The sequence below is a fragment of the Nonomuraea sp. NPDC054003 genome (genome assembly GCF_055585125.1).
In genome coordinates this window covers 1-23,509 of record NZ_JBVJKR010000010.1, presented here as the reverse complement: position 1 = coordinate 23,509, position 23,509 = coordinate 1, and the positions used below count along the sequence as shown (strand labels likewise).

At 70.2% G+C, this 23,509-nt stretch carries 27 protein-coding genes; 16 read left to right on the top strand and 11 right to left on the bottom strand.

Annotated features, from left to right (window positions below; genetic code table 11):
* Positions 1-51: 51 nt before the first annotated feature.
* Positions 52-828 carry a calcium-binding protein gene (locus ACZ6YG_RS25775; RefSeq protein ID WP_466019410.1) on the bottom strand — a complete coding sequence of 259 codons (777 nt, stop codon included), beginning with the start codon at positions 826-828 and terminating at the stop codon, positions 52-54.
* Between the two features lie 179 nt (positions 829-1,007).
* Between ACZ6YG_RS25775 and ACZ6YG_RS25770 the strand changes: the two genes are divergently transcribed.
* Genes ACZ6YG_RS25770 through ACZ6YG_RS25760 form a run of 3 tightly spaced genes read left to right on the top strand, consistent with a single transcriptional unit; the run spans position 1,008 to position 3,113 of the window.
* Positions 1,008-1,616: a helix-turn-helix domain-containing protein gene (locus tag ACZ6YG_RS25770; RefSeq protein ID WP_466019409.1), complete on the top strand. Its 609-nt coding sequence runs from the start codon at positions 1,008-1,010 to the stop codon at positions 1,614-1,616.
* Positions 1,613-2,326, top strand: coding sequence for an SRPBCC family protein (locus ACZ6YG_RS25765; protein WP_466019408.1), 714 nt, complete (start codon positions 1,613-1,615; stop codon positions 2,324-2,326). The genes ACZ6YG_RS25770 and ACZ6YG_RS25765 overlap by 4 nt, the downstream gene beginning before the upstream one ends.
* Before the next feature lie 43 nt (positions 2,327-2,369).
* The gene (locus tag ACZ6YG_RS25760) at positions 2,370-3,113 is read left to right on the top strand and encodes a class I SAM-dependent methyltransferase (protein WP_271275291.1); all 744 of its coding nucleotides are present in this window, start codon (positions 2,370-2,372) and stop codon (positions 3,111-3,113) included.
* Here ACZ6YG_RS25760 and ACZ6YG_RS25755 read toward each other — a convergent pair.
* Positions 3,108-4,436 carry an NAD(P)/FAD-dependent oxidoreductase gene (locus ACZ6YG_RS25755; RefSeq protein WP_148035656.1) on the bottom strand — a complete coding sequence of 443 codons (1,329 nt, stop codon included), beginning with the start codon at positions 4,434-4,436 and terminating at the stop codon, positions 3,108-3,110. The two genes, ACZ6YG_RS25760 and ACZ6YG_RS25755, sit on opposite strands and share 6 nt — an antisense overlap.
* 88 nt (positions 4,437-4,524) lie before the next feature.
* Here ACZ6YG_RS25755 and ACZ6YG_RS25750 point away from each other — a divergent pair, with 88 nt between their 5' ends.
* Entirely contained in the window at positions 4,525-5,154 is a 630-nt protein-coding gene (locus tag ACZ6YG_RS25750; protein ID WP_246639889.1) for a TetR/AcrR family transcriptional regulator, read from the top strand.
* A gap of 84 nt (positions 5,155-5,238) precedes the next feature.
* Positions 5,239-7,050: a hydroxysqualene dehydroxylase gene (locus tag ACZ6YG_RS25745; RefSeq protein ID WP_271275289.1), complete on the top strand. Its 1,812-nt coding sequence runs from the start codon at positions 5,239-5,241 to the stop codon at positions 7,048-7,050.
* A 10-nt stretch (positions 7,051-7,060) separates the two neighbouring features.
* On the opposite strand, the gene ACZ6YG_RS25740 is transcribed toward ACZ6YG_RS25745, so the two are convergent.
* Entirely contained in the window at positions 7,061-7,651 is a 591-nt protein-coding gene (locus ACZ6YG_RS25740) for a hypothetical protein (protein ID WP_466019407.1), read from the bottom strand.
* Positions 7,642-8,280, bottom strand: a complete 639-nt coding sequence (locus ACZ6YG_RS25735; protein ID WP_466019406.1) for a hypothetical protein — start codon at positions 8,278-8,280, stop codon at positions 7,642-7,644. Before ACZ6YG_RS25735 ends, ACZ6YG_RS25740 begins: the two co-directional genes overlap by 10 nt.
* Between ACZ6YG_RS25735 and ACZ6YG_RS25730 the strand changes: the two genes are divergently transcribed.
* The 4 genes from ACZ6YG_RS25730 (at position 8,249) to katG (ending at position 12,349) form a co-directional block, all read left to right on the top strand.
* Entirely contained in the window at positions 8,249-8,569 is a 321-nt protein-coding gene (locus ACZ6YG_RS25730) for a hypothetical protein (protein WP_466019405.1), read from the top strand. The genes ACZ6YG_RS25735 and ACZ6YG_RS25730 overlap by 32 nt on opposite strands.
* Positions 8,570-8,590: 21 nt before the next feature.
* Positions 8,591-9,613, top strand: coding sequence for a hypothetical protein (locus ACZ6YG_RS25725; RefSeq protein ID WP_466019404.1), 1,023 nt, complete (start codon positions 8,591-8,593; stop codon positions 9,611-9,613).
* A 70-nt stretch (positions 9,614-9,683) separates the two neighbouring features.
* Entirely contained in the window at positions 9,684-10,106 is a 423-nt protein-coding gene (locus ACZ6YG_RS25720; protein WP_148035661.1) for a Fur family transcriptional regulator, read from the top strand.
* 14 nt (positions 10,107-10,120) lie between these two features.
* A complete protein-coding gene (gene katG, locus ACZ6YG_RS25715; protein WP_364229082.1) occupies positions 10,121-12,349 on the top strand; it encodes a catalase/peroxidase HPI in 2,229 nt (742 codons plus the stop codon).
* A gap of 42 nt (positions 12,350-12,391) precedes the next feature.
* On the opposite strand, the gene ACZ6YG_RS25710 is transcribed toward katG, so the two are convergent.
* Together ACZ6YG_RS25710 and ACZ6YG_RS25705 are read right to left on the bottom strand one after the other, a co-directional pair.
* Complete coding sequence (locus ACZ6YG_RS25710) at positions 12,392-13,519, bottom strand: epoxide hydrolase family protein (protein WP_466019403.1); 1,128 nt, start codon at positions 13,517-13,519, stop codon at positions 12,392-12,394.
* Positions 13,520-13,676: 157 nt separating this feature from the next.
* Positions 13,677-14,420 carry a hypothetical protein gene (locus ACZ6YG_RS25705; RefSeq protein WP_466019402.1) on the bottom strand — a complete coding sequence of 248 codons (744 nt, stop codon included), beginning with the start codon at positions 14,418-14,420 and terminating at the stop codon, positions 13,677-13,679.
* Between the two features lie 93 nt (positions 14,421-14,513).
* On the opposite strand from ACZ6YG_RS25705, the gene ACZ6YG_RS25700 reads away from it, so the two are divergent.
* A complete protein-coding gene (locus ACZ6YG_RS25700; RefSeq protein ID WP_466019401.1) occupies positions 14,514-16,949 on the top strand; it encodes a hypothetical protein in 2,436 nt (811 codons plus the stop codon).
* Between the two features lie 13 nt (positions 16,950-16,962).
* Here the strand turns inward: ACZ6YG_RS25700 and ACZ6YG_RS25695 are convergent, their stop codons facing one another.
* The 3 genes from ACZ6YG_RS25695 to ACZ6YG_RS25685 all read right to left on the bottom strand — a co-directional run bounded on the left by ACZ6YG_RS25695 (position 16,963) and on the right by ACZ6YG_RS25685 (position 18,700).
* Entirely contained in the window at positions 16,963-17,682 is a 720-nt protein-coding gene (locus ACZ6YG_RS25695) for a VOC family protein (RefSeq protein WP_466019400.1), read from the bottom strand.
* Positions 17,683-17,761: 79 nt separating this feature from the next.
* Entirely contained in the window at positions 17,762-18,022 is a 261-nt protein-coding gene (locus ACZ6YG_RS25690) for a hypothetical protein (protein WP_148035666.1), read from the bottom strand.
* Between the two features lie 9 nt (positions 18,023-18,031).
* Positions 18,032-18,700 carry a class I SAM-dependent methyltransferase gene (locus ACZ6YG_RS25685; RefSeq protein WP_466019399.1) on the bottom strand — a complete coding sequence of 223 codons (669 nt, stop codon included), beginning with the start codon at positions 18,698-18,700 and terminating at the stop codon, positions 18,032-18,034.
* Positions 18,701-18,884: 184 nt separating this feature from the next.
* On the opposite strand from ACZ6YG_RS25685, the gene ACZ6YG_RS25680 reads away from it, so the two are divergent.
* From ACZ6YG_RS25680 to ACZ6YG_RS25665, 4 genes are all read left to right on the top strand, one after another.
* The gene (locus ACZ6YG_RS25680) at positions 18,885-19,724 is read left to right on the top strand and encodes a helix-turn-helix domain-containing protein (protein ID WP_466019398.1); all 840 of its coding nucleotides are present in this window, start codon (positions 18,885-18,887) and stop codon (positions 19,722-19,724) included.
* A 66-nt stretch (positions 19,725-19,790) separates the two neighbouring features.
* A complete protein-coding gene (locus ACZ6YG_RS25675; RefSeq protein ID WP_466019397.1) occupies positions 19,791-20,372 on the top strand; it encodes a dihydrofolate reductase family protein in 582 nt (193 codons plus the stop codon).
* A 50-nt stretch (positions 20,373-20,422) separates the two neighbouring features.
* Positions 20,423-20,560, top strand: coding sequence for a hypothetical protein (locus ACZ6YG_RS25670; RefSeq protein WP_466019396.1), 138 nt, complete (start codon positions 20,423-20,425; stop codon positions 20,558-20,560).
* Positions 20,561-20,746: 186 nt separating this feature from the next.
* Positions 20,747-21,052, top strand: coding sequence for a hypothetical protein (locus ACZ6YG_RS25665; RefSeq protein ID WP_148035670.1), 306 nt, complete (start codon positions 20,747-20,749; stop codon positions 21,050-21,052).
* Positions 21,053-21,081: 29 nt separating this feature from the next.
* Here ACZ6YG_RS25665 and ACZ6YG_RS25660 read toward each other — a convergent pair whose 3' ends face one another.
* Together ACZ6YG_RS25660 and ACZ6YG_RS25655 are read right to left on the bottom strand one after the other, a co-directional pair.
* Positions 21,082-21,432, bottom strand: coding sequence for a DUF1330 domain-containing protein (locus tag ACZ6YG_RS25660; protein ID WP_466019395.1), 351 nt, complete (start codon positions 21,430-21,432; stop codon positions 21,082-21,084).
* A gap of 183 nt (positions 21,433-21,615) precedes the next feature.
* Positions 21,616-22,047 carry an ester cyclase gene (locus tag ACZ6YG_RS25655; protein WP_466019394.1) on the bottom strand — a complete coding sequence of 144 codons (432 nt, stop codon included), beginning with the start codon at positions 22,045-22,047 and terminating at the stop codon, positions 21,616-21,618.
* Between the two features lie 160 nt (positions 22,048-22,207).
* Here ACZ6YG_RS25655 and ACZ6YG_RS25650 point away from each other — a divergent pair, with 160 nt between their 5' ends.
* Together ACZ6YG_RS25650 and ACZ6YG_RS25645 are read left to right on the top strand one after the other, a co-directional pair.
* On the top strand, positions 22,208-22,819 hold the full coding sequence (locus ACZ6YG_RS25650) for a TetR/AcrR family transcriptional regulator (RefSeq protein WP_271275271.1): 612 nt from the start codon (positions 22,208-22,210) through the stop codon (positions 22,817-22,819).
* A gap of 472 nt (positions 22,820-23,291) precedes the next feature.
* Positions 23,292-23,453, top strand: coding sequence for a hypothetical protein (locus ACZ6YG_RS25645; protein WP_466019393.1), 162 nt, complete (start codon positions 23,292-23,294; stop codon positions 23,451-23,453).
* Positions 23,454-23,509 lie beyond the last annotated feature (56 nt).

Genomic DNA, 23,509 nt, shown 5'->3' with positions numbered 1-23,509 from the left:
ATCATGTGACGAAGCCCGGCGCGGGAGTTCTCGTGCCGGGCTCCGGGTTCTCTACTTGGAGACGGTCTCGCAGGACACCGGGGCGTCCGCCTGGTCGGCGAACGCCTGGTCGGTGCCGGTGCCGCAGTCGACCAGGGTGTCCTTGGTGCCCTGGACGTCGCGGGCGTCGATCACGTCGTCGCCGCCCTTGCCGTCGAGGGTGTCCGCGCCCTGGTCGCCGATCAGCGTGTCGGCGCCCGAGTGCCCGATCAGCGTGTCGGCGCCGACGGTGCCGCGGACGGTCTCCACGTCGGAGGCGACGTTGTCGAGGTCGACGCCGGGCCGGCCGTCGTCCGCGGCGCCGTTCTTGCTCACCTTCACGGGGGTGCCGCTGGAGCCGTAGTCGACGGTGTCGGCGCCGCCGCCGCCCACGTAGGTCAGACCGGTGCCGCGGAAGCCGCGCCCGGCCAGGAAGACGTCGCCGCCCGTGCCGCCGTCCACGGTCCCCCGCACGCCGACCAGCGACGAGAAGCGGTCGTTGCCCGCGCCCAGGGCGGCGTTGACCGTGGTGACTCCGGAGCCGCAGTTCACCTCGTTGGCGGAGACCGTGGTGCAGCCCGTCCCGGCGACGACCGCGCCGAACACGTGCAGCCGGCCGCTCACCTCCTGGACGGTCACGTTGTCGGCCCTGGCGATGTTCGGCGCCGTGATGGTCACGGTGCCGCCGCTCCTGGTGACTGTCGGCTCACCGGCCACGGCGTTGCCCGCGGCGGGCATCGCGGCCAGCACGCCGGCCGCCAGGCCGCCGAGCAGGGCCACCCGAGCCACGCCACGCTTGATGCTGTTCATGGATTTCACCCCGTATGAGATCTCCGGCGGCGATCGGTCGAGCGCCGCTCATGTTCGTCCCCTACGGTGCGGCAGCGGCCTGCTCATTACCGTGCATAACTCCACGTATCAGGCGCAATCGCGAAAAATACACACTCGTCCAATTGACAGAAAAAACTGTCCAATGGTTTCATCGCCGTATGGCAGCCACCGAGATGTCGCTCATGGACGAGCCCGAGCGCCTGCGCGTCGCCCTGACGCCCATCCGCAGGCAGCTCCTCGCCCGCCTGCGCGAGCCCGCGTCGGCGGTGCAGCTCGCGGCCGAGCTCGACATGCCGCGCCAGCGGGTCGGCTACCACCTGAAGGTGCTGGAGCAGGAGGAGCTGGTCGAGCTCGTCGAGGAGCGCCGCCGCCGCGGCTGCGTCGAGCGGGTCATGCGCGCCACGGCCAAGGCCTTCCTCGTCGACCCCGGCGTGCTCGGCTCCCCCGCCGAGCCGTCCGAGGTCGACGCCGGTTTCGCCCGCATCGCCGACCGGCACGCCGCCGAGCACCTGGTCGAGGTCGCCGCGGGCACCGTACGCGACGTCACCCGGATGGCCGCCGAGGCCGACCGGCAGGGCGTCCGCCTGCTGACCTTCACGCTGGAGGCCGAGGTGCGCTTCGCCGAGCCCGGCGACGTGCACCGCTTCACCGACGAGCTGGCGGAGGCCGTCTCCCGCGTCGCGGCCCGCTACGACACCGCCGGCGGCAGGCCCTACCGCCTCACCGCCGGCGGCCATCCCACCCCACACAAGGAGCCAGGCAAATGACGGAAGAGCGGTTCACCGTCGAGGTCACCATCTCCGCGCCGGTCGCGGAGGTGTGGCGGGCGTTGCGCGACCCGGAGCAGATCCGGCGCTGGCACGGCTGGCACTTCGACGGCCTCGACAAGGAGATCGACTTCATCTACGCCGAGCACGTCACCGAGTCGCCGCAGGAGCACTGGATGGAGGTCCAGGGCGGCGACAGGTTCGAGCTGACCGACGCCGGCGAGGGCCGCACCCACCTGCGCATGACCCGCGCCCCGCTCAGCGGCGACACCGAGTGGGACGCCTACTACGACGACGTCAACGAGGGCTGGGTCACCTTCATCCACCAGCTCAAGTTCGCCCTGGAGCGCCACCCCGGCGCCGACCGGCGCACCGTCTTCCTCTCGGGCAACGGCACCACCCCGCCGCTGGCCGCCGCCGGCCTCGACGCGCTCGCGGGCCTCGCTCCCGGCGCCCCGTACGAGCACGCCGCCCCCACCGGCGAGCCGCTCGCGGGCACGGTCTGGTTCCGCTCCGACCACCAGCTCGGCCTCACCGTGGACGGCTGGGGCGACGGTCTCCTCGTGGTCGCCCACACCCCGCCGGTCCCGGTCCACCCCGAGGGCGTCGCCATGATGATCCTGACCACGTACAGGCGGACCGACGAGGAGTTCGCGGATCTGGAGGCGCGCTGGAACACCTGGTGGAGCCAGGCCGTCCCGGCCGCCTGAACGCCGCGCGGAAACTGTCGGCGCCCGCTGCGAGACTGCGCGGGTGCCGACACCCGATCTCGCTCCCATCTCGACTTACTGGGACTCATCAGCCGACGCCTTCGACCAGGAGCCCGACCACGGTCTCCGCAGCCCGCACGTCCGCGCGGCCTGGTGGCTGAGGCTCACCCAGTGGCTGCCCAGCGCGGCCTCCGACATCCTCGACCTGGGCTGCGGCACGGGCTCGCTGACCCTCCTCCTGGCCCGGCAGGGCCACCGCCCTACGGGCGTCGACCTCTCCCCGCGCATGATCGACCAGGCCCGCCTGAAGCTGGAGCAGGCGGGTTTCGGCGTACCCCTGCACGTCGGCGACGCCGCCGACCCGCCCGTCGAGGCCGGCGCGCGTTACGACGCGATCCTCGTACGCCATCTGATGTGGACCCTGCCCGCGCCCGAGGACGCGCTGCGCCGCTGGCTGGGGCTGCTCCGGCCGGGCGGCCGGCTGGTGCTGGTCGAAGGCCGCTGGGACGCCCCCGGGCAGACCCCGTACGCGTCGCCGTCGCCCCCGCTGCCCTGGCTCGGCGGCGTCCCCGCCGAGCGGCTCGCCCAGGCGCTCGCCCCGATCGCCCGGGTGGTCCATCACGAACAACTCACCGATCCGGCCCTGTGGGGCCGCCCGATCAGCGACGAACGCTACGTGCTGATCGCCCACCCCTCACAGGGCGGGGCCGAGCCGATGACCACCGGACACCCTTCACAAGCCGGGACGGCACCGGTCAGCGCGTCGGACCCCGCCGGGCGGTCATGAGGCGGGGCGGAGCAGCCGCCTGGCCTCGTCGTGATGCCCGGCGATCTCCCGCAGCGTCTCGGCCGTCGCCTTCAGCACGGCCAGGCGGGAGCGCGGGTTGTCGCGCAGCGCGCGCGCGACCGCCTTGATCATGCCGCCCATGGCCAGCGTCTCGCGCGGGTCGCGGATCCTGGAGTAGACCTCCAGGATCCGCCGGACCCCGCCGGGCCCCTCGGTCAGCCCTCGCAACAGCTCTATCTGCACGTACGCGAGCCCGTCGCCGCGCCCGAGCAGGTTCGTCCAGTGATACATGATCAGGCACTGCGCGTCACGCGACCGTTCCCAGGCCCGGGTCGCCTCGTCGACGGCCGCCGCGTCGTCCACCACGCCCGCGACCCGCTCGCCCAGCAGCCTCCCGAACCTGAGGGCGTCGCGGATGCCCTGGGCCGTCACCGGGTCCTTGAAGTGCCCGGCGTCGCCGACCAGCGCCCAGCCGGGCCCCGCCGAGGTCCGGAAGTACGACGGATGCGCCGCCGAACTGACGATCTTCGTCGCCTTCGTACACCCCTCAAGGCGCTTGGCCAGCCCCGGCACCAGCCCGACGGTACGGGCGAACTCCGCCTCCAGGTCGCCCCTGAAGTCGGCGGCCCGCTCGGCCGGCGGCATCAGCAGCACCATCGTCAGCCCGCCGTCGCAGGGGAAGGCGTTGCCCAGCTCCCGCCCGGTCAGCCACATCGCCGCGGTCGTGCGCCACTCCTCCCGCGGGTCCTCGTAGTACGCGTAGTAGCAGGCCCGGCCGTTGGCGTGGAACGCGCGCGGCCGCTCGGCGCCCGCCAGCCGGGCGACGGTGGAGCGGCGCCCGTCGGCGCCGACGACCAGGTTGGCGCGCACCTCGTACTCCCGGCCGCCGCGCTCGCTGACCTTGACGCCCACGGCCCGGCCGCCCTCCCACAGGAGGTCGACGACGCGGTGGCCTTCCCTGACCTCGGCGCCGGCCTCGCGGGCCGTCTCGACCAGGGCCGCGTCCAGCGCGGTCCGCCGCACGCACAGGCCGTAGTCGATGCCGTCGATCGGGGTGTAGCGGCCGGAGGCGGCGTGGCCCGGGCCGCCGACGAAGGCGCGGGAGAGCTTGGGCGCGCCGATCTTCTCCACCCGTTCCAGGGCGCCGACCCTGGACAACTCGGCGACCCCCGACGCGAAGAGCAGATGGGTGGAGACCGTGGTGGAGGGGAACCGCGCCGGGTCCACGACGATCACCTTGCATCCGCGCCGCGCCAGGGCCGCCGCGGTGGACGAACCCGCGCAGCGTGCTCCGGCGATGACGACGTCCGCATGCTCTGGCATCGGGCCTCCTGGCGCGCTAACCGACTCTAGTGTCGGTTTTATGCCCGCAGCGGCGCGGCGTCAACGGGTCGGGGGTAGGCTGCCGGGCATGGCGATCCAGGAGCCGAAGAAACGCATGCGGGGCTCGGCCCGTCGGGCCCGCATCACCGAGGCGGCTCTGGAGGTCTTCGCCGCCCGCGGCTACCACGCCACCGCCATGGAAGAGATCGCGGCCGCGGCCGGGGTGACCCGCTCGGTCCTCTACGACCACTTCCCGTCCAAGCGCGTGCTGCTCATCACGGTCCTGCAGGAACAGAACGCGCGCCTGGTCGAACACATCGGCGCCCGCATCACCGGCACCGGCTCGCCCGGCCGCCGCCTGCGCGCCACGCTCGACGCCTACTTCAGCTTCTCCGAGGACTGGCCGGCCGCGCGCCGCCTGCTGTTCGACCACACCGACGAGGACGACCCGGAGATCAAGGCCGTGCGCTGGGGCATCCGCGAGGCCCGCACCCGCTCGGTCGCCGTCATGCTCGGCCGCGACCTGCGCAACCTCGGCCTCGACCCCGACACCGACGCGGCCCACGCCGTGGTCGAGCTGCTCATCTCCGGCACCGACGGCCTCGCCCAGTGGTGGGCGAGAAACCCGCAGATGCCGCGCGAGCAACTCGTCGACGCCGCCATGCTCGTGCTGTGGAACGGTCTTTCCCACACACCCGGGCGCACATCCGCGTCTTGACAAGAGTGATCCACGCGTTCATCGTCTCGCCTAGCTGAACCAACAGCTGTGTCGGTTAGCTAAACGGTGAGCGGAGGCCGCACCATGGCAGAGCAGGAGACCCGGGACAACGGTCAGGGCGGGATCAACCGGCGGAGGTTCGTCACCGGCGCGCTGGCCGCGACAGCAGGAGCGGCGGCCGGGCCGTTATGGGGCGCCGAAGGCGCCAGAGCGGCCGCCCCCGCCCTGCTCAAGAGCAGTGTCACCGGCCGCAACGTGGCGATCTTCGGCGCCGGCATGGGCGGCCTGAGCACCGCCCATGAGCTGGCCGAGCGCGGCTTCCAGGTCACGGTGTACGAGCGCAAGGTCCTCGGCGGCAAGTCCAGGAGCATCCCGGTGCCGGGCACCGCCACCGGCGGGCGCAAGGACCTGCCGGGCGAGCACGGCTTCCGCTTCTTCCCCGGCTTCTACCAGAACCTGCCGGACACGATGAGCCGCATCCCGTTCGGCTCGGGCACCGTGCGCGACAACCTGGTGGCCGCCAGCCTCACGGCCATCGCCTACCGGAAGAAGTTCCTGCGCGTCCCCATCCCCAGCGAACTGAGCAACGGCCTCACCCCGGAGGTCATCCAGGACTTCTTACGGAGCGCGATCATCGCGGGCACCACCATCCCGCTCACGCAGATCAACTTCTTCCTGTCGAAGATGATCACGTTCATCACCAGCGGCCCCCGCCGGAAGCTCGGCCAGTGGGAGAACATGAGCTTCTCCGACTTCACCAAGTCCGACATCATGTCGGTCGAGTACCGCGAGCTGCTGACCAGGATGTTCACCGCCTCCCTGGTGGCCGCCCAGCCCGACAGGGCCAACACCCGCACGATCGCGATGATGTTCGAGGCGCTCCTCTACAGCGGCCTCGGGCTCGGCCCGTACGGCCCGCCCGACCAGGTGCTCAACGGCCCGTCCAACGACGTGTGGATCAACCCCTGGATCGACTACCTGACCGGGCTCGGCGTCCAGTTCAAGGTCGGCTGGTCCGCCACCGGCTTCGACCACTCCGGCGGGCGGATCACCGGCGCGCGGGTGACCGACCCCACCGGCGCCGCCGGCACCGTCACCGCCGACCACTACGTGGCCGCGATGCCGATCGAGCGGGTCATGCCGCTCCTGTCGTCCTCCATGAAGTCCGCCGACCCCCAGCTGGCCCGCCTGAGCCACCTGGAGACGGACTGGATGAACGGCGTCATGATCTACCTCAAGCAGCCCACGCCGATCGTCGAGGGCCACCTGGTCTACGCCGGCACCCCGTGGGCGCTCACCTCGATCAGCCAGGCGCAGTTCTGGACGACCGACTTCCCCGCCGCCTACGGCGACGGCGTGGCCAAGGACTGCCTGTCCATCGACCTGTCCGACTGGAACAGTCCGGGCATCCTGTTCGGGAAGACCGCCAAGCAGTGCACCCGCCCGGAGATCGTCCAGGAGGTGCTGGCCCAGATCCGCGCCGTCACCCCCAACGGCAACCAGTTGCTGCCGGACTCGCTCGTACACAGCTGGTTCGTCGACCCCGCGATCACCGGCGAGGGCACCCCCGCGGTGGCCAACGACGAGCCGCTGCTCATCAACTCCCCGAGCTCCTGGGCGAACCGTCCCGAGGCCACCACCCGGATCCCGAACTTCTACCTGGCCGCCGACTACGTCCGCAACAACATCAACCTGGCGACCATGGAGGGCGGCAACGAGGCCGGCCGCAAGACCGCCAACGCCATCCTCGACGCCGCCGGCTCCTCGGCGACCAAGGCCAGGCTGTACGACCTCTACCTGCCGAAGGAGTTCAAGTCCCTCTACGACCTGGACGACATCCGCTACCAGCTGGGCCTGCCGAACAAGTTCGACATCCTCGCCCCGTACTGGCCGTGAGACCTTCGGATCATGCCCCGAGCTTCCGTACGGATGCCGCGTACGGAAGCTTGGCCGACCGGTAGAGCATCACGAGCAACGCGGCGAGACACGCGAACCAGCCGACCGCCACGACGGGCCCCAGCGCGGTGTAACCGAGACCGGCCGGCGTGCCGAGCGCGCCCAGCCCGACCACGACCCAGCGCAGCACGTCGAGGACCGCCACCCCGGAGGCGATCCCGTACGACCGGATCCTCCTGATGACGGCGTCGGTGATCAGCCAGACGGCGACCAGCCCGCCCACTCCCTCGGCGACGCCGATCAGTTCGACGACGGGAGAGGGCGTGGACCCGAGGCTCGGCCCCACCCAGCCGGCGAACACGGCGACCGCCGACAGGCAGACCATGGCCAGGACCGAGGTCCTGGCCAGGTCGAAGGGGTCCCCGGCCGATCGCCGCAGCAGGAGCAGCGGGGCCGCGCACATCGCCCAGCCGAGAGGGTTCAGCAGCAGGTCGAAGTCGTTGACGCGAAGGGCGCAGTACACGATGACGAGACCGGCGACGATCCGCTTGAGCGGGCGGAGACCCGCGGGACCTTCCTCGTACGGGAGCGTCAGAACCATTCCCCGCTCACCGCCTTGCTGCAGGCGTCTACAGCGAGTGCTCGCTGCCAGGCGACAGGCACTCCTCCGGCGGTGTTCGACATCCACCAGGGGCCCCACATCGCCTCCGCCGAACCAGAGCCCATCCAGGTGCTATAGGTGAAGCTGACCGGCCGAGGCTCGTGCGGCACCGCCGCGCAGTCGGTGATGGCGATCTGCCTGGTCAGCCACTCCCGGCCTCCGGCGTCCACTTCGATCTCTTCCGTCTCTTCCGCGGGAAGAAGGCGCAGGCCGGGAATGTTCATCGACAAACCTGTGAGGACGAAGGGGGTTATTCCCTCGTTTTCCATTGCGATTTCGAGCCTGACGCTCAGGATGCCGCTCTCGTCCACGTGAGCCCTGGCGAAAAACGGCTCAGGTTCCCAGGTGATGCGCGGCGTCATCGCCCCCGACCACCAGAAGGCCGCGGCGAAAACGGTGAGCGAAAGTCCTGCGGCGACGACGAGTCGTAATCGCGCCAGATGGGCACGCCACGAGGCGATACCGAATCGCTCCCATATTTCATCCGAACCCACGAGAAAGAACCTTATATGGTGGCAAGTCGTGACGACACCGCCGATGATCACCTGGATAGTCACGACGATCGCCATCCTGGTGGCGCTCGCGCCGGTCACCCGGGAGCGGCTCAGCAGGTTCGCCGAACTGACCGGCCTGACCGTCACATCAGCCGACGCCCGCCGGATCATCGACCATTTCGCCGAGCGGCGGCGGTGGCGGCTGATCACTCTCGTTCCCGCCGTCCCACTGGTCCTCCTCACCGATGACCCGTTCTATCTGGTGCTGGGCTGGTGTGCGGTCAGCGTTCTGTGCCACGCGCGACAACCCGCGCTCCAGACGGAGATCTATCGGACGACCTGGCAGCTCAGCCTGGCGGGCTAGCTCGCGGTATGCGCCTATTTCGTGGTGGACCGGGAGTTCACGGCGGAAGTCCTGGCCCGCACGACCGCCGTCCTCGCCGTCGCGCTGGCCGTGCGGCACCTCACCCGTGAACCCGCCCCTCGCCCACCGGCCGGGGCGTCCCCCGCCGAACTGGCCATCGGCCACTGGTCGACCCGCTCTCTTTACCTCGCGGGAACCGCGATCGTCCTGTCGGGCGCGCTGCTCACCCCCGGCCAGGCACCGGAACGGATTCTGCCCGAATACACATTGCCGAAATCGGTTCCCGACGGGACGGCCGCATTCACGACAGCACGGAAATTGACCGCTCCCACCTGCGCGCTGAACGACCTGCTGGACGACCCCTGCCAGTCATGGCAAGTCAACGGTGAGCCATTTCCCCAGGCTGCCCCGTACATCAACAGGAAAGGCAAGGCGCCCACGAAGCCGCCTTTCGCCCGCAGCCAGAACAGAAAGGCCGTCGTCTACCTGGGCAGGCGCGATCGCCGCATGGTCTACCAGGACGCCGAGAACATCCGCCCTCTCACCGGCCCTCTCGCCGACGCCGCGGTGCCCACGGCCACATTCGCCCGCCAGAACAGATATGTCGCCCTGGTCAAGGAAGGCGCACGCATCATCGACACCCAGACCTGGACCACGGTGTCGATCCCCGGAGTTCGGCGGGTGCACGACCTCAGCCTGGGCGGCATCGTCGCCACGACACCGGCCGGAGTGCTCGTCCTCGACCACCGGGGCAGGACGCGGATGCGCCTCCCTGCCCGGAAGCTCGGCAAGAACTTCGTCGGGGACACGTACCACCTCTCTCCGGACGGCCGCCGCCTCGTGATCGTCCGGGGCCTGATACGCGTCGAGACCTACGACTCGAACACCGGCACGCGGGTGTCCAGCGTCGAGCCGGAATTCGGCGACGAGTACCTCGCCGCCGGTCTCGGCTGGACCGAGAAGGGGCGGTTCCTCGTCCGCGACACCAGTGATCGCGTCCACGCCCTGGACCTGACGACCGGACGCCTCCGGAAGCGCTCATGACCGGAAGTTCACCAAACTTGGGTCCTTCATTAACTTGTATCGTTCAGGTTTAGTCAGTAGGTTGACCACCATGACCGCACCCAAGACCACCGCCGAGGAGCTGCGCGGGGCCGGCCTGAGGGTCACGGCCGCCCGGGTCGCACTGCTCGAGACCGTCCGGGACGGTGACCATCTCGATGTCGAGACCATCGCCTCGGGGGTGCGCGATCGTGTAGGCCACATCTCTCTCCAGGCTGTCTACGAGGCCCTCCACGCACTCACCGCCGCCGGGCTCGTACGGCGCATCGAACCGGCCGGCAGTGCGGCCCGGTTCGAGGGGCGCGTGGGGGACAACCACCACCACATCGTGTGCCGTTCGTGCGGCGCCGTCGCCGACGTCGACTGCACGGTCGGCCACGCGCCATGCCTGAGCGCGTCCGACGACCACGGCTTCTCGATCGACGAAGCCGAGGTCATCTTCTGGGGCCGGTGCCCCGACTGTTCCACCGCCTGATCCGAAGGACTCCCATGACCGAGAACCATGATGCGATCGTCACCGACCCCAAGACGGAGGGCGAAGGCGCCTGCCCGGTCGCACACCGCGCGCCGCACCCGACGCAGGGTGGCGGAAACCACCAGTGGTGGCCGGACCGCCTCAACCTGAAGATCCTTGCCAAGAACCCCGCCGTGGCCAACCCTCTCGGCGAGGACTTCGACTATGCCGAGGCGTTCAAGAGCCTCGACCTCCCGGCCGTCAAGCGCGACATCGCCGAGCTGCTGACGACCTCGCAGGACTGGTGGCCCGCCGACTTCGGCCACTACGGCCCGTTCATGGTCCGGATGGCCTGGCACGCCGCCGGCACCTACCGCATCAGTGACGGCCGCGGCGGCGCCGGAGCCGGCCAGCAGCGCTTCGCGCCGCTCAACAGCTGGCCTGACAACGCCAACCTCGACAAGGCCCGCCGCCTGCTGTGGCCGGTCAAGAAGAAGTACGGCAAGAACCTCTCGTGGGCCGACCTCCTGGTCCTGGCCGGCAACGTCGCCCTGGAGTCGATGGGCTTCAAGACGTTCGGCTACGCCGGCGGCCGTGCGGACGTCTGGGAGCCCGAGGACGACGTCTACTGGGGCCCCGAGTCCACCTGGCTGGGCGACGAGCGCTACACCGGCGACCGCGAGCTGGAGAACCCGCTCGGCGCCGTCCAGATGGGCCTCATCTACGTCAACCCCGAGGGCCCGAACGGCAACCCCGACCCGCTGGCCGCGGCCCGCGACATCCGGGAGACGTTCCGCCGGATGGCGATGAACGACGAGGAGACGGTCGCCCTGATCGCGGGCGGTCACACCTTCGGCAAGACCCACGGCGCCGGCCCCGCCGACCACGTCGGCCCCGACCCCGAGGCCGCCCCCATCGAGCAGATGGGCCTGGGCTGGAAGAGCACCTACGGCAGCGGCAAGGGCGGCGACACGATCACCAGCGGCCTGGAGGTCACCTGGACCTCGACGCCCACGCGGTGGTCGACCAACTTCTTCTGGAACCTGTTCGGCTACGAGTGGGAGCTGACCAAGAGCCCGGCCGGCGCCCACCAGTGGCGGCCGAAGCACGGCGCCGGCAAGGACTCGATCCCCGACGCCCACGACCCGTCGAAGCGCCACGCGCCGTCGATGCTGACCACCGACATCGCGCTCCGCGAGGACCCGATCTACGGCCCGATCTCGCGGCGCTTCTACGAGAACCCCGAGGAGTTCGCCGACGCCTTCGCCCGCGCCTGGTTCAAGCTGACCCACCGCGACATGGGCCCCGCCTCCCGCTACCTCGGCCCGGAGGTCCCGGCCGAGACGCTGCTGTGGCAGGACCCGGTGCCGGCGGTGACGCACGAGCTGGTCGGTGACGAGGACGTCGCCGCGCTCAAGGCGAAGGTCCTCGCCTCGGGCCTGTCGGTCTCCGAGCTGGTGTCCACCGCGTGGGCGTCGGCCTCGACCTTCCGCGGCAGCGACAAGCGCGGCGGCGCCAACGGCGCGCGCATCCGCCTGCAGCCGCAGATCGGGTGGGAGGTCAACGACCCCGACCGGCTCGCGAACGTGCTGGGCACCCTGGAGGGGATCCAGAAGGAGTTCAACGGCTCCCAGACCAGCGGCAAGCAGATCTCGCTCGCCGACCTGATCGTGCTCGCCGGAGCCGCCGCCGTCGAGAAGGCCGCCAAGGACGCCGGCTACGACGTCCAGGTGCCCTTCACGCCGGGCCGCACCGACGCGTCGCAGGAGCAGACCGACGTCGAGTCGTTCGCCGTGCTGGAGCCGTCCGCCGACGGTTTCCGCAACTACCTGGGCAAGGGCAACCGCCTGCCGGCCGAGTACCTCCTGCTCGACCGGGCCAACCTGCTCACCCTGAGCGCCCCCGAGATGACGGTCCTCGTCGGCGGCCTGCGCGTCCTGGGCGCCAACCAGGGGCAGTCGCAGCTCGGCGTCCTCACCGACACCCCGGGCCGGCTGACCAACGACTTCTTCGTCAACCTGCTCGACCTGGGCACGACGTGGAAGCCGGTCGCCGGCGACGCCAACGCGTTCGAGGGCAGCGACTCCGCGACGGGCGAGGTCAAGTGGACCGGTAGCCGCGCCGACCTGGTCTTCGGCTCGAACTCCGAGCTGCGCGCGCTCGCCGAGGTGTACGCGTGCGACGACGCGAAGGAGAAGTTCGTGAACGACTTCGTCGCGGCGTGGGACAAGGTCATGAACCTCGACCGGTTCGACCTGTCCTGATCCGACCGTCCAGGCCGGCCCGCGCGGCCGGCCTGGACGTTTTCATCCCGAGAGACCCGCGAAGAACGTGCGGATGTCGGCCGCCAGCGGGCCGGGCGCCGCCATCGCGAGCATGTGGCTGGGGTGCTCGTGGTCCTCCCAGTGCACGATGGCGTTCCCGCGCTCGGCGAGCCGGCGGAAGGCGTCGGGGCCGCCGTGGGAGACGCCCGTAGGCACCGCCTTCTGGTCGATCGGCATGCCGGCCGCCCCCTCGTAGTAGGTCCACGACGACGACCCGCCGGTGCCCGTCAGCCAGTAGAGGCTCGCGTTGCCGAGAACCAGGTCGCGGTCGACCGGCTCCCGCGGCGCCTCCCCCTCGGGCCAGCCGTCGAACTCCTTGAACCGCTCCACGAGGTAGGCCAGCTGGGCCACCGGCGAATCCGCCCACCCGTAGCTGAGCGTCTGCGGCCGCGCGGCCAGGTACGGCGCGTACCCGCTGCCGCCCTCACCGCTCAGCATCCCGGCCACGTGCTCGACCATCGCCCGGTCCTCCTGCGACAGCCCCTCCAGCTCGGCCGGGTCCCCGGTCGGCATGCCGACGCCGCCGGTGATGTGCACCCCGACCACCCGCTCCGGGGCCAGCGCGGCGAGCCGCGGCGAGACCAGCGCTCCCGCGTCGTTGCCGTGCACGCCATAGCGCTCGTAACCCAGCCTCGCCATCAGCTCCGCCCACGTCCGGGCCACCCGCTCGACGCTCCACGGCCGCTCGTCGGCGGGCTCGGGGAACGGGGAGAACCCGAACCCCGGCAGCGAGGGCGCGATCACGTGGAAGGTCTCCGACAGCGGGCCGAGGAACTCGGTGAACTCCACGATCGAGTTCGGCCAGCTGTGCGTGATGATCAGCGGGAGCGCGCCGGGGTCGGCGCACCGTACGTGGAAGAAATGCACGGTCTGCCCGTCGATCTCGGTCGTGAACTGCGGGAACCTGTTCAGCTTCGCTTCCTGCGCCCGCCAGTCGTACGCACCCGCCCAGTAGTCCACCAGCTCCTTGAGGTACGAGACGGGAACCCCCCGGCTCCACTCGGCTCCCGGCAGCCGGCTGGGCCAGCGGGTGCGGGCCAGGCGGTCGCGCAGGTCATCCAGGTCGGCCTGGGGGATCTCTATACGGAACGGGCGAACGTCATGTGTCATGCGGACCAAGCTAGAGACCATCCCGGAACATCCGGTTCCGCGATATCACGCTTGATCGCCGTACTGGCGAGGGTCGGAGACATGGCCGCGGGAGCGATCCGGGGTTTGATCGCCGTACGGGCCGGGGTTGGAGCGACGGCCGCGAGAGCGGTCCGGGTCACCCCTGATCGTCGTACGGGCCGGCGTCGGAGACATGGCCGCGGGAGCGATCCGGCTGTCGGGTAGTGGCCCGGCCCCGGCGGGCGATGTCGTCCAGGATGTGTTCGAACACCGCCTGCTCCTCGGCGGCCCTGGCGGCGGCGCGGTCCGGGAACATCCGCTCCCAGGCCCGGGTGACGTCAGCGGTCAGCCGCTTGTAGTCGGCGGCCAGCGAGGTGGCGCTGCCCGCCAGTTTCGCCCAGGCGTCCGGAGACGAGTCCCGTATCCGCTGGACGAGCCGGACGCGGCGCTCCTCCAGCCCGTCCCATCGGCTGCGGAGGGCGGCGACCGCCTCCGAAGAATCGCGTTCCGGCAGCAGCTCGTCGATATCCGGATGCGGCCCCGACGCGGCGGCCTCGCACTCCGACAGCGCCCTGGCCAGGTTGCCGAAGCTCTCGTAGTCACCGCCCAACCGGCTCGCGACGTCGCCCAGCCCCGGATCACCGGCCGCAAGCGCGCCGACCTCCGCCTCACGCCGGTCGAGCTCCTCCAGCTTGCCCGCCATCGCCGCGTCAAGCTCCGGCCTCCAGCGCCCGCGCTCACGGTCGAAGAAGTAACGCGCCGTCCCGGACCGCGACCGGAGCGCCGCTCGACGACTGCGTACCTCGGCCCGCAGCCGGGCCCTCGCCAGCCCGCGCCACCCCACGACCGCCACCACGACCACCGCCGACAACCCGGCGAGCACCATCTCGGACGCAGTCATCGCCATCCACCGCCATGTTCAGGCTGGAACTCCCATCGTCCCGCACCCCGCGATCCCGGGGAAGCCACCGCTTTCCTCATTAGGCTGGACCCTGTGCTGGAGACATCGATCCGCACGCTGGGAGCCTCCGCCGAGGTGATGGCCCTGAAGGGCGACCTCGACGGAGCCGCCGACACGATGGACCGCGCCCTGCGGATCGCCCAGGACGCGACCGGCCCGCAGGAGCGGATCCTGATCGCGGTAGCCGCAGGAATGACCGCGGTCTGCCCGCTCCAACAGGCACTGCGCGCGGCGAACGCCATCAAGCGGGTGGAAGACCGCATCGGCGCGCTCGGATCGGTGGCCGGCGCCCTGTCCCGGGCAGGCCGGACCACCGAAGCGCTCGCCCCCATCACCGAAGCCGAGCTCTCCCCCACAGGTTTGAGAGCTCTGGCCGAGGCACTGGTCATGGCCGGCGACATCGACCGCGCGGTGACAGTGGCCGGGCGGGATCCCGACCCCAGTTGGGGGTGGGACGCCTTCGCGCGGGCCCTCGTCCGGGCCGGCCGGCTCGATCAGGCCTACGCCACCGCGCTCTTCCTCGTCACCGACCGGCCGCGACGCGATATCGCACTGCTGGTGGTCGCCGAGGCGCTCGCCGCATCCCGGCGCGGCGACCAGGCCGTAGAGGTCGCCGAGCACATCGCTGACCCATCGTGCCGCACCCAGGCACTGCGCGCCGCCGCCCTGGCGATCGACGATCCAGACCGTACGGCGGAGCTGCTGCGCCGAGCCGAGACGGCGGCCAGAGCCATCCCCAGCCCCGGCACCCGTCAGACCGAACTGCGCGCCCTCGCCCTCGCCTGCGCCGAACGCGGAGATCTCACCCACGCCCTCACCACCCCCGACTGGGCCGGCCGCATCACCCTGGCCCGCCAACTCCTCAAGTCAGGAAGAAAAGCCCAGGCAGCCGCACTACTCGACCACGCCCAGCCCTTGGGCGCCGACGTCGCGGCGACGCTCCACAACGCCCAAACCCCGGACAACGACATGCACGCCGACAACGCGGGGACGCTCCACAACGCCCAAACCCCGGACGCTGACGTCGCGGCGGTGCTCGGGGACGTCCGTGCCCTGGACGGCGGCCTGCAGGTCGACGTCGCGGTCACGATGGCGCAGGCCGGTCGGATCGACCGCGCGGTGGCGCTCGCCCGCGCGATCACCGACCGTTTCCGGCGCGAGCAGGCCCTCGCGCGGATAGCCCGCTCGGCGATCGAGGCCGGCCGGCCCGAACGCGCCGGCGAGATCCTGGACGAGGCCTCCGCCGCTGCCCTGGCCATAGACGGCGCCGACGACATCCGCCACATCCGCGCTCTGGCGGAGCTGGCCGACGCCCTGGCCCACGCCGGCCGCCGGGAACAGGCGGACGAGCTGCTGCGCCGCGCCGAGCTCCTGGTCCACACCCTCTACGAGGAGCAGGAGCGGTTCGAGGCCTGGCGGCTGCTGGCGGCCACCCTGGGAAGGGCGGGCCTGCTCGACCGCGCCGACGCGATCGCCGCCGCCCGGTGGCCGTCGCCGTGGCCCGACCTCGTACGGGCACTGTGCGACATCGGCGCGTACGACCACGCGTACGAGAGAGCCCCGTCGATCCCCGACCCGGGCCAACGATCCTGGGCGCTGCGACACGTGGCCGCCGGGCACGCGCAGACCGGACGGCTCGACCAGGCCGAATCCATCGCGCTGGCCATAGAGGAGGCAGCGCCCCGGGCAGAGGCGCTCCTGTCGGTGGCCAAAGCCCGAACGCGGGCAGGCCAGCTCAACCACGCCGTCGCACTCCTGCGGGACGCCGAGACCGCCGCCCGATCCGTGACCTCCTCCCGCGACCACGACCGCCTGCTCCGCGAACTGGTCGACGCCCTGCTCGCGACCGGCCGACTCGACCAGGCGGCCGAGTTACTCGCCCAGGCCGAAGCCGCCGCGCACACTCCCGCGGCACTGGCCGCCGTCCTGATCGCGTCCGGGCAGCTCGACCGCGCCTTCCGGGCGGCGTTGGACGTCACAGACACGCTGGAACAGTGCGGCGCGCTGTCCTCGGTGGCAGAAGCGCTGGCAGCCACAGGCGCCCCGCCAGGCCGCGTCTCGCAGGTACTCCTCCACGCCGACGCGACAGCCGCCCAGGCCACCGATCCAGCCCTCCGCGTCCGGCTCCGGGCGCGCCTGGCGCGGGCCTGGGCCGCGACCGGCGACACCCACCGGGCCGAACGCACGAGCGACGAACTGCTCGCCGATAGCGCTGCCCTTCCCCCACAGGCGACGGCTGACCTGGCCCAAGCCCTGTCCACACTCGGCCAGTACGACCGCGCCCTCGCCACCGACCCGCAGACCGCAGCCACCGTCATCATCACCATGGCCCGAAAAGGCGAGTTCACCCGCGCGACCGACCTGGCCCACACCTTGCCCACCCCCCAACCGAGAGAGTGGGCACTGGCCGAGATAGCCCGCGCCATGACCGTCCCCGGACCCCCGGCCGGAAGAACGAGCCCCTCCTGACCACACGCACGTCCTATGTTCCGGGCCGGAGAACGGCCTCCACGTCCGCGAGGGCTTCCAGGGTCCCGGCGAGCCTGTCGCGATCGGCTTCGGAAAGGGCCAGCGCACGGGCCCGCCCGAGGGCGTCGCCGGCGGCCGCGGGATCCTCGGCGCGGAGCGCGAGCTCGGCGCGATAGGCCAGCGCTTCGAGCAGCTCGGCCGCCGTAGCGGTGTCCTTGTCCCGCTCCAGGGCCGCGTCCAGGATCTGCGCCGCCCGTACGTGCTTGCCGTGCGAGTCGCCCATCACCACGGCCTTGTGCAGCGTCGCGGTGAGCTTTCCGCCGGCCTCCTCCTCAGGCTCCGGCTGGGCGGCCGAGAACCTGATCCAGTTCCCGCCGGGGTCGATGACCGCGAATCCGGTGTGGTTCCCGTCGTTCTTGCGCTTGCGTGGACGGGTCATCCGAGGGATCCCGGAGACCAGGAGCTTGCCGTGAGTCCGGCGCATGCCCGCGGCGAACGCCTCGAAGAGCTCCCCGGTGTCGGACACGATGACGGAGCAGCTTCCGTAGGAGTCCTCCGGGTTGAAGCCCGGGATGCCGAAGAAGCCCAGCCGCAGGTCTTCGCGCTGGAGTGCCACGAACGGGTTCGGGCGCAGCTGGTAGTAGGTCCGGGTGAAGCCCAGCATGGTGTAGAAGTCGGCGATCTCGTCGATGGACGGGCAGGGCAGCAGCGGCACGGTGATCTCGTTGGCCATGGTCTCTCCGTCTCCAGCTAACCAAATTTGCCTAGCTGCTCAGAGCCTACCCCGGCCGACGGATCCGACCACGCCGATTTCAGCCGTTCATGCTGACGGTGACCAGGAACGCCAGGTAGACCAGCCCGGCGGCCATGCCCGTCCCCTTCGCGGCCGTCGACGCCACAGGCGCCAGGAACGCCGCGATCCCCAGCAGCAGCCACACCAGCGCATGACCCCAACGCAGGATCAGATAGGCCACCCCGTCGACCTCGCGCTGCGGCCACACGAACACCCACACCACGGCCAGGACTAACGCGATCGCGCCCCACACCTGTACGGGGACGCCGATGATCCTCATGGCCGGATCCTACGGGCCCCCGCCACCGGCGCGCTGATCCAGGGCATGACCTGACGCCGGACGACGGAGTGTCAGCGACTGGAATCGCCATCCATGAGTCCCCACGACGTGGAAGTCGACGATCTCGAAGAACTCGCGCGCGTACTCCTGAAGCCGCTCATCATCCCGGAAGGAGAAGAACCGAGGAGGATAATGATCATCCTGCTCGAAAGTGCTCTCCCCCGTCAGCCCGCCCCCACCGTACACACCGAGAAAGAACAGCCCACCGGGCCGCATCACCGTGTGGATCGCGCCCAGCACCGCCGGCAGATCACCGTCGGGCACATGCAGGAGGCAGTTCAGCGCGTACACCGCGTCGAACGAACCGGGCTCGAAGTCGAGACTGAGAAAGTCCATGGCATGGGCTTCGACGCCCTTCTCCCGGCAGAGGGCCACCATGGCAGGCGACAGATCGACGGCCACCACGTCCAGCCCGTTCTCCTGGAAGTACGCGCTGTCCTGACCCGTCCCAGCACCGACCTCCAGCAGTCGCCGGCAACCGTGCCCCTTCAACCGGTCCAGGAACGCCTCACGCTCCGCGAGCTTCCACGCGGACTTCGTGGCGGCATCCCGCCGCTCGGCACCGCCGTCGTACGCCTCCCGGAGGAGACCGATCACCTCGTCGTAGCGCACGCTCATCGCGTCATGATGCCGTACGGGAGAGCTCCGACAACAGGCGTGCCACCGCGACCCGGCGTTGAAAGAGGTCCCCTTCGAGCAGACGATCACAACGATCCGATCTCCGCGTACGGCCCGATCGGAGTAGGCCGGCGCCAGTGAGCCGATCTGGTGGCCCGCCCGCGCATCGGCGATGCTGTGACGCGTGGAGTACGTGTCCAGAGTCCCGCGACCGCCGCTGGACGGGCTGATCGACGACCTCTACTACCTGGAGGGCGCGCCGCCGTACCCCCGGCTGACGCTGCCGCCGGCGCCGTCGGCGTTGCTCATCGTCAACCTCGGGGCGCCGTTCCGCATCCGCGCCGGCGCCGGCACCGAGACGGCCGAGTACGCCGACGGCTGCGTGGTCACCATGCCCACCCGCGCGTGGGAGTTCGGCTACCCACTCCGGACCCGGTCCGTCGGCGTGCACGTCAAGCCGTGGGGGCTGGCGCCGTTCCTGCCGATGCCCGCGGCCGAGTTGTGTGATCGGCCGGTGACGGTGGAGCAGGTGTGGGGCCGGCCCGCCGTCGCCGAGCTGCGAGACCGGCTGGCCACGGCGGACGGACCGCACGCGATGCTGACGCTGCTCGAGGAGGAGCTGATGCGACGGCTGGGCGAGACCGCCGGCCTGGGGCTGGTCCGCCATACAAGCAGCGTCATCGCGGCGGCCGGCGGGGCGGTGGCGATCGGCGGCCTGAGCGTGGCGGCCGGTGTCAGCAGCACTCATCTGGCACAGCGGTTCAAGGAGCTCATCGGCGTCACGCCGAAGCGGCTGGCCCGCGCCTACCGCTTCACCGCCACCGTGTTCGCGATCAACCCCGCCGGACCGATCGACTGGGGCGACCTCGCCGGTGGCGCGGGCTACTTCGACCAGGCCCACTTCGGCCACGAGTTCCGGGCGTTCACCGGGCTCACGCCGACCCGGTACGTCGAGGTCCGGCGGCGGTTCCTGCGCGAACATCCCGGCCACGCGCTTGACGGCTGGCCGCTGCCGGCCGATTGATTTCTTACAAGAGCGGCAGCTCACGACACGCTAATTTGGGGCACCCCGAAGCAGAGGAGAGGCCCCGTGGGCAAGGTGGTCATGTACGGCTCGGTGTCGGTGGACGGCTTCGTCGCGGACGAGAATGACCAGCCCGGACCGCTGTTCGACTGGCTGACCAGCGGTGACGTCCCGCTGGACGAGACCGGCGAGCTGAGGGTGTCGCGGACGTCCTACGACTACACCCGGCCGTACTGGGACCAGATCGGAGTCACGATCGCCGGCCGCCACGTCTTCGACCTGACGGACGGCTGGGACGGGAAGCCTCCGAGCGGGGTCGACCACGTGGTCGTCGTGACGCACCGGCCGAAGCCCGAGGGCTGGGACCCCGAGGCGCCGTTCCACTTCGTCGACGGCGTGGAGGCAGCCGTGGCCAAGGCGCGGGAACTCGCGGGTGACCGCGTGGTCGAGGTCGCCGCCGGCGATGTCGGTGGCCAGGTGCTCGCCGCGGGCCTGATCGACGAGGTGCGCATGGACGTCGTACCCGTCGTGATCGGGTCCGGCAAGCGCTACTTCGGGTCGGTCGACGCACAGCACCTGCTGGAGGACCCGGACGTGGTGATCCAGGGCAACCGGGTGCTCCACCTGCGGTACCGAGTACGCCGATGACCGAGCGCCGAAGGCGTCCCAGGCGATCTGTCACTCCGCTTTGGTGGCCCGTGCCGAAGCATCCCGCCGCGAACTCCGCCGACCCGCAGTCGATCACCTGCTCCCCGGCCCTGGCCGCCTTGGCCGACTCGCCGTACTTCGCGATGACGTCGTCCGTGTCCATCAGACGCGGCCCGTACGCTCATTAATCGTCAATCGACGATGAACGATGAATGAGCGGACAACAAGAGACAGCGCCCCCGGCCGCGGTCCGCAGTAGTGTGGAGATCAGGTTTTCGGTCTCTTGTGTCGTGTGCGAAGTCGGAGGTGATCACGGTGCACCCGGTCTAGCGACGGCCCCAGTCAGGGGCGTCACGGAGCCGAAAGGTGACCGTATGAGCAGGACCGACAAGACCCGGCCCTGGTGGGTGCGGATGGCCGACGCGCCGCTGACCACCTGTGTGCCCGTGCATGACCACCGTTTCGGCCCGTGCACGCTGCCGGACGAGATCACCGCCGACAGCGCGAATTGGCGCCGAGGCGGCTGTTACTGGGGCGCCCCCGGCTTCCACGTGCTCGTTCACGAGACCAGAGGTGGGCACCGGGAGTGGCACCACTTCCGTCGCGAGGAGCGCCGCCGCAGCCGCCACCAGGCGCGCCGTAAGCTGCGCGCCTACCACGTCGAGCGCGACGAGGACTGAGACAAGGCGTCGTTGTCCCAGGCGCTGACCTATGCAGGCAGACCCGCCGCCTCCCGGATGGCGGTGACGGCCGCCGCCGGGTTGTAGTTCTCGGGCACGCCTTCGACCATGATGATGTCGCCCTCGATGTGCCGCGAGCGCAGCGGCGCGATCTCCCGGTACGCGGGCGAATCCCACCACGCCCGCGCCTCGGCGATCCCCGGGAACCCGATCATCACGACATGTCCGGGCCAGCTGCCTTCCTTCACCTCGTGCTGGGTGACGTGGACGAGGTAGCGACCGCCGTACGGCTCGAAGGTGCCGGGAAGCCGTTCGATGTACTCGGCGATCTCCGGGTGCGGAGCCGCCTCCTGCAGGTGGGCGATGACGTAGGCCGGCACGGTGTCCTCCCGATGAAGTCGTGTTCGGTGCGCTGCCGATCCTGACACGCCCTTCGTAAGCGGCGCGATTACCTGCCAGGTAGGTGAACTGGCATCGGAGGCCGCGTCCCGCGCTCCATGGACCGCGGAACCGCCGCCGACCTCGATGAGGAAAGGTCAGCGGCGGTCATCGCGACGCACTGCTCAGTTGGCCGGTCCGCCGGCGAGCTGCCGCCGCACCGTGTCGGCGTCCATCAGGTACCACATGGACCTGAACCGGCCGTCCTCGACCCGGTAGAAGGCGGTCTCGGCGAACGACACCGACGCCCCGGTGGGGGCCAGGCCGTTCCACTCCTTGACCGGCGTTCCCGTGTCGACCAGGCGGGCGGCCACCCGGTCACCGTCGACGACGAGCTCCTGGATCTCCCAATGGAAGTCCGGCACCGCTTCAACGTGCTTGTAGAACTCGGCCACCATGTCATCCCTCTTGACCGGGGTGCCGCCCATGATCACCTCGTCGTGAGCGAAATCGGCCATGCGGTGGAACTCGCGCTTGTTCGCCAGATCGACGTACCGCAGGTAGAAGTCCCGCAGTTCCTCGGTCGACATACCCGGACGCATCGCATCGGAGCTCATGATCTTTTCCATTCTGTAGGTGCCGGCCGGCTGACCCGGGATCGGCTGTTCGGCCGGAGCGGATGTTTTGTACCGCTCGGTTAAGCAGCAACCCTAGCACCTTTTGTACCGATCGGTTCGCAGCCGGGTCGTGATCTCTACCGATCGGTACGATGGGCTCATGAGCACCGAGACGCCGACCATTGGACGACCGCGGGCGTTCGACGAGGAGGCGGTCCTCGACCGGGCCGCCGAGGTCTTCTGGCGACACGGCTACGAGGGTGCGTCCATGACCACCCTCACCAGCGCGATGGGCATCAACCGACCGAGCCTGTACGCCACGTTCGGCAGCAAGGAGCAACTGTTCGAGCGCGCCTTCGCGCGCTACCGCGAGACCCAGCTGGCCCAGGTCCGCGCCGCACTCGACCAACCCACTGCCTACGCCGCCATCGAAGCGTTCCTGCGCTCCAGCGCCGACGGCCTCACCGCCGACGACCACCCCCTGGGCTGCCTCTCCATCCAGGGAGGCCTGGCCTGCTCGCCCGAGAACGCCCGCATCTCCGAGGTCCTGGCCGCCGGCCGGGCCGCCAACGAAGCCGCCGTCGCAGAACGGCTGTCTCGCGCGGCGAGAGAAGGAGACCTCCCGCCCGGCGTGGACCACCGGGCACTGGCACGATTCGTGATGGCGCTCAGCGAGGGATTCGCCGTCCACGCCGCGTCCGGCACCAGCCGTGAAGACCTCCAGGCCTCCGTCGACATCGCCCTGCGAGCCCTCCTCCCATCCCAGCCCTGACGGTCTTGCAGGGACAGCAGGGAGACCTACAGGGCGGACCCGATGACTCGTACGCCGTCATGCTGCCGGACGGCCGCTCTTCCGTCGCTCTGCATCGCATCCAGGACTCGGACAGCAAAGGCTTCGGGGCCTTAAGACTGACCGAGGAAATCCACGACGCTACAGACGAACAGGATCGTACCGATCGAGGTCAGAAGGCCCGCCGAGCCCTTCTCGACTTTGCCCGGGCAGCGGCAGCTGATGTCCAGCAGCTCCACGTGTAGTGATCTCTAACTGCCAACCGAACCGTTGCCGCCTCGAGAGCCTGCTCAGAAACAGGAGCCGGACACCACCTTGGAAGCTTCTTCACCTGCTCCGGCGTGAGGCGGTGGGTGTCGGAGTGAGGGGTTGTGCGGCTCTTGCTGTACTTCGCTGCTGTACGCCTTCCCGATGACGTGACACCCTGAGGCCAGATCGACCGCTGGAGCAGCCCATGCGCGTCACCGGATGGAACAACGGCAGCCATCACCCCAACGGCTCTGGGTACGGACTTCGGATCTCCACGGCGGACCGGGACCGATTTTTTGATCGGCACTGGCACAGCGTGCTGCTGGAACTAGCCTGCGGCTTTCACAGCGAATTTGAGCCGACCTGATAGTTCACATAAGAAAAGTGCCCTTGAGCTGGGAGGATCGGGCTTGTCTAAGGCCC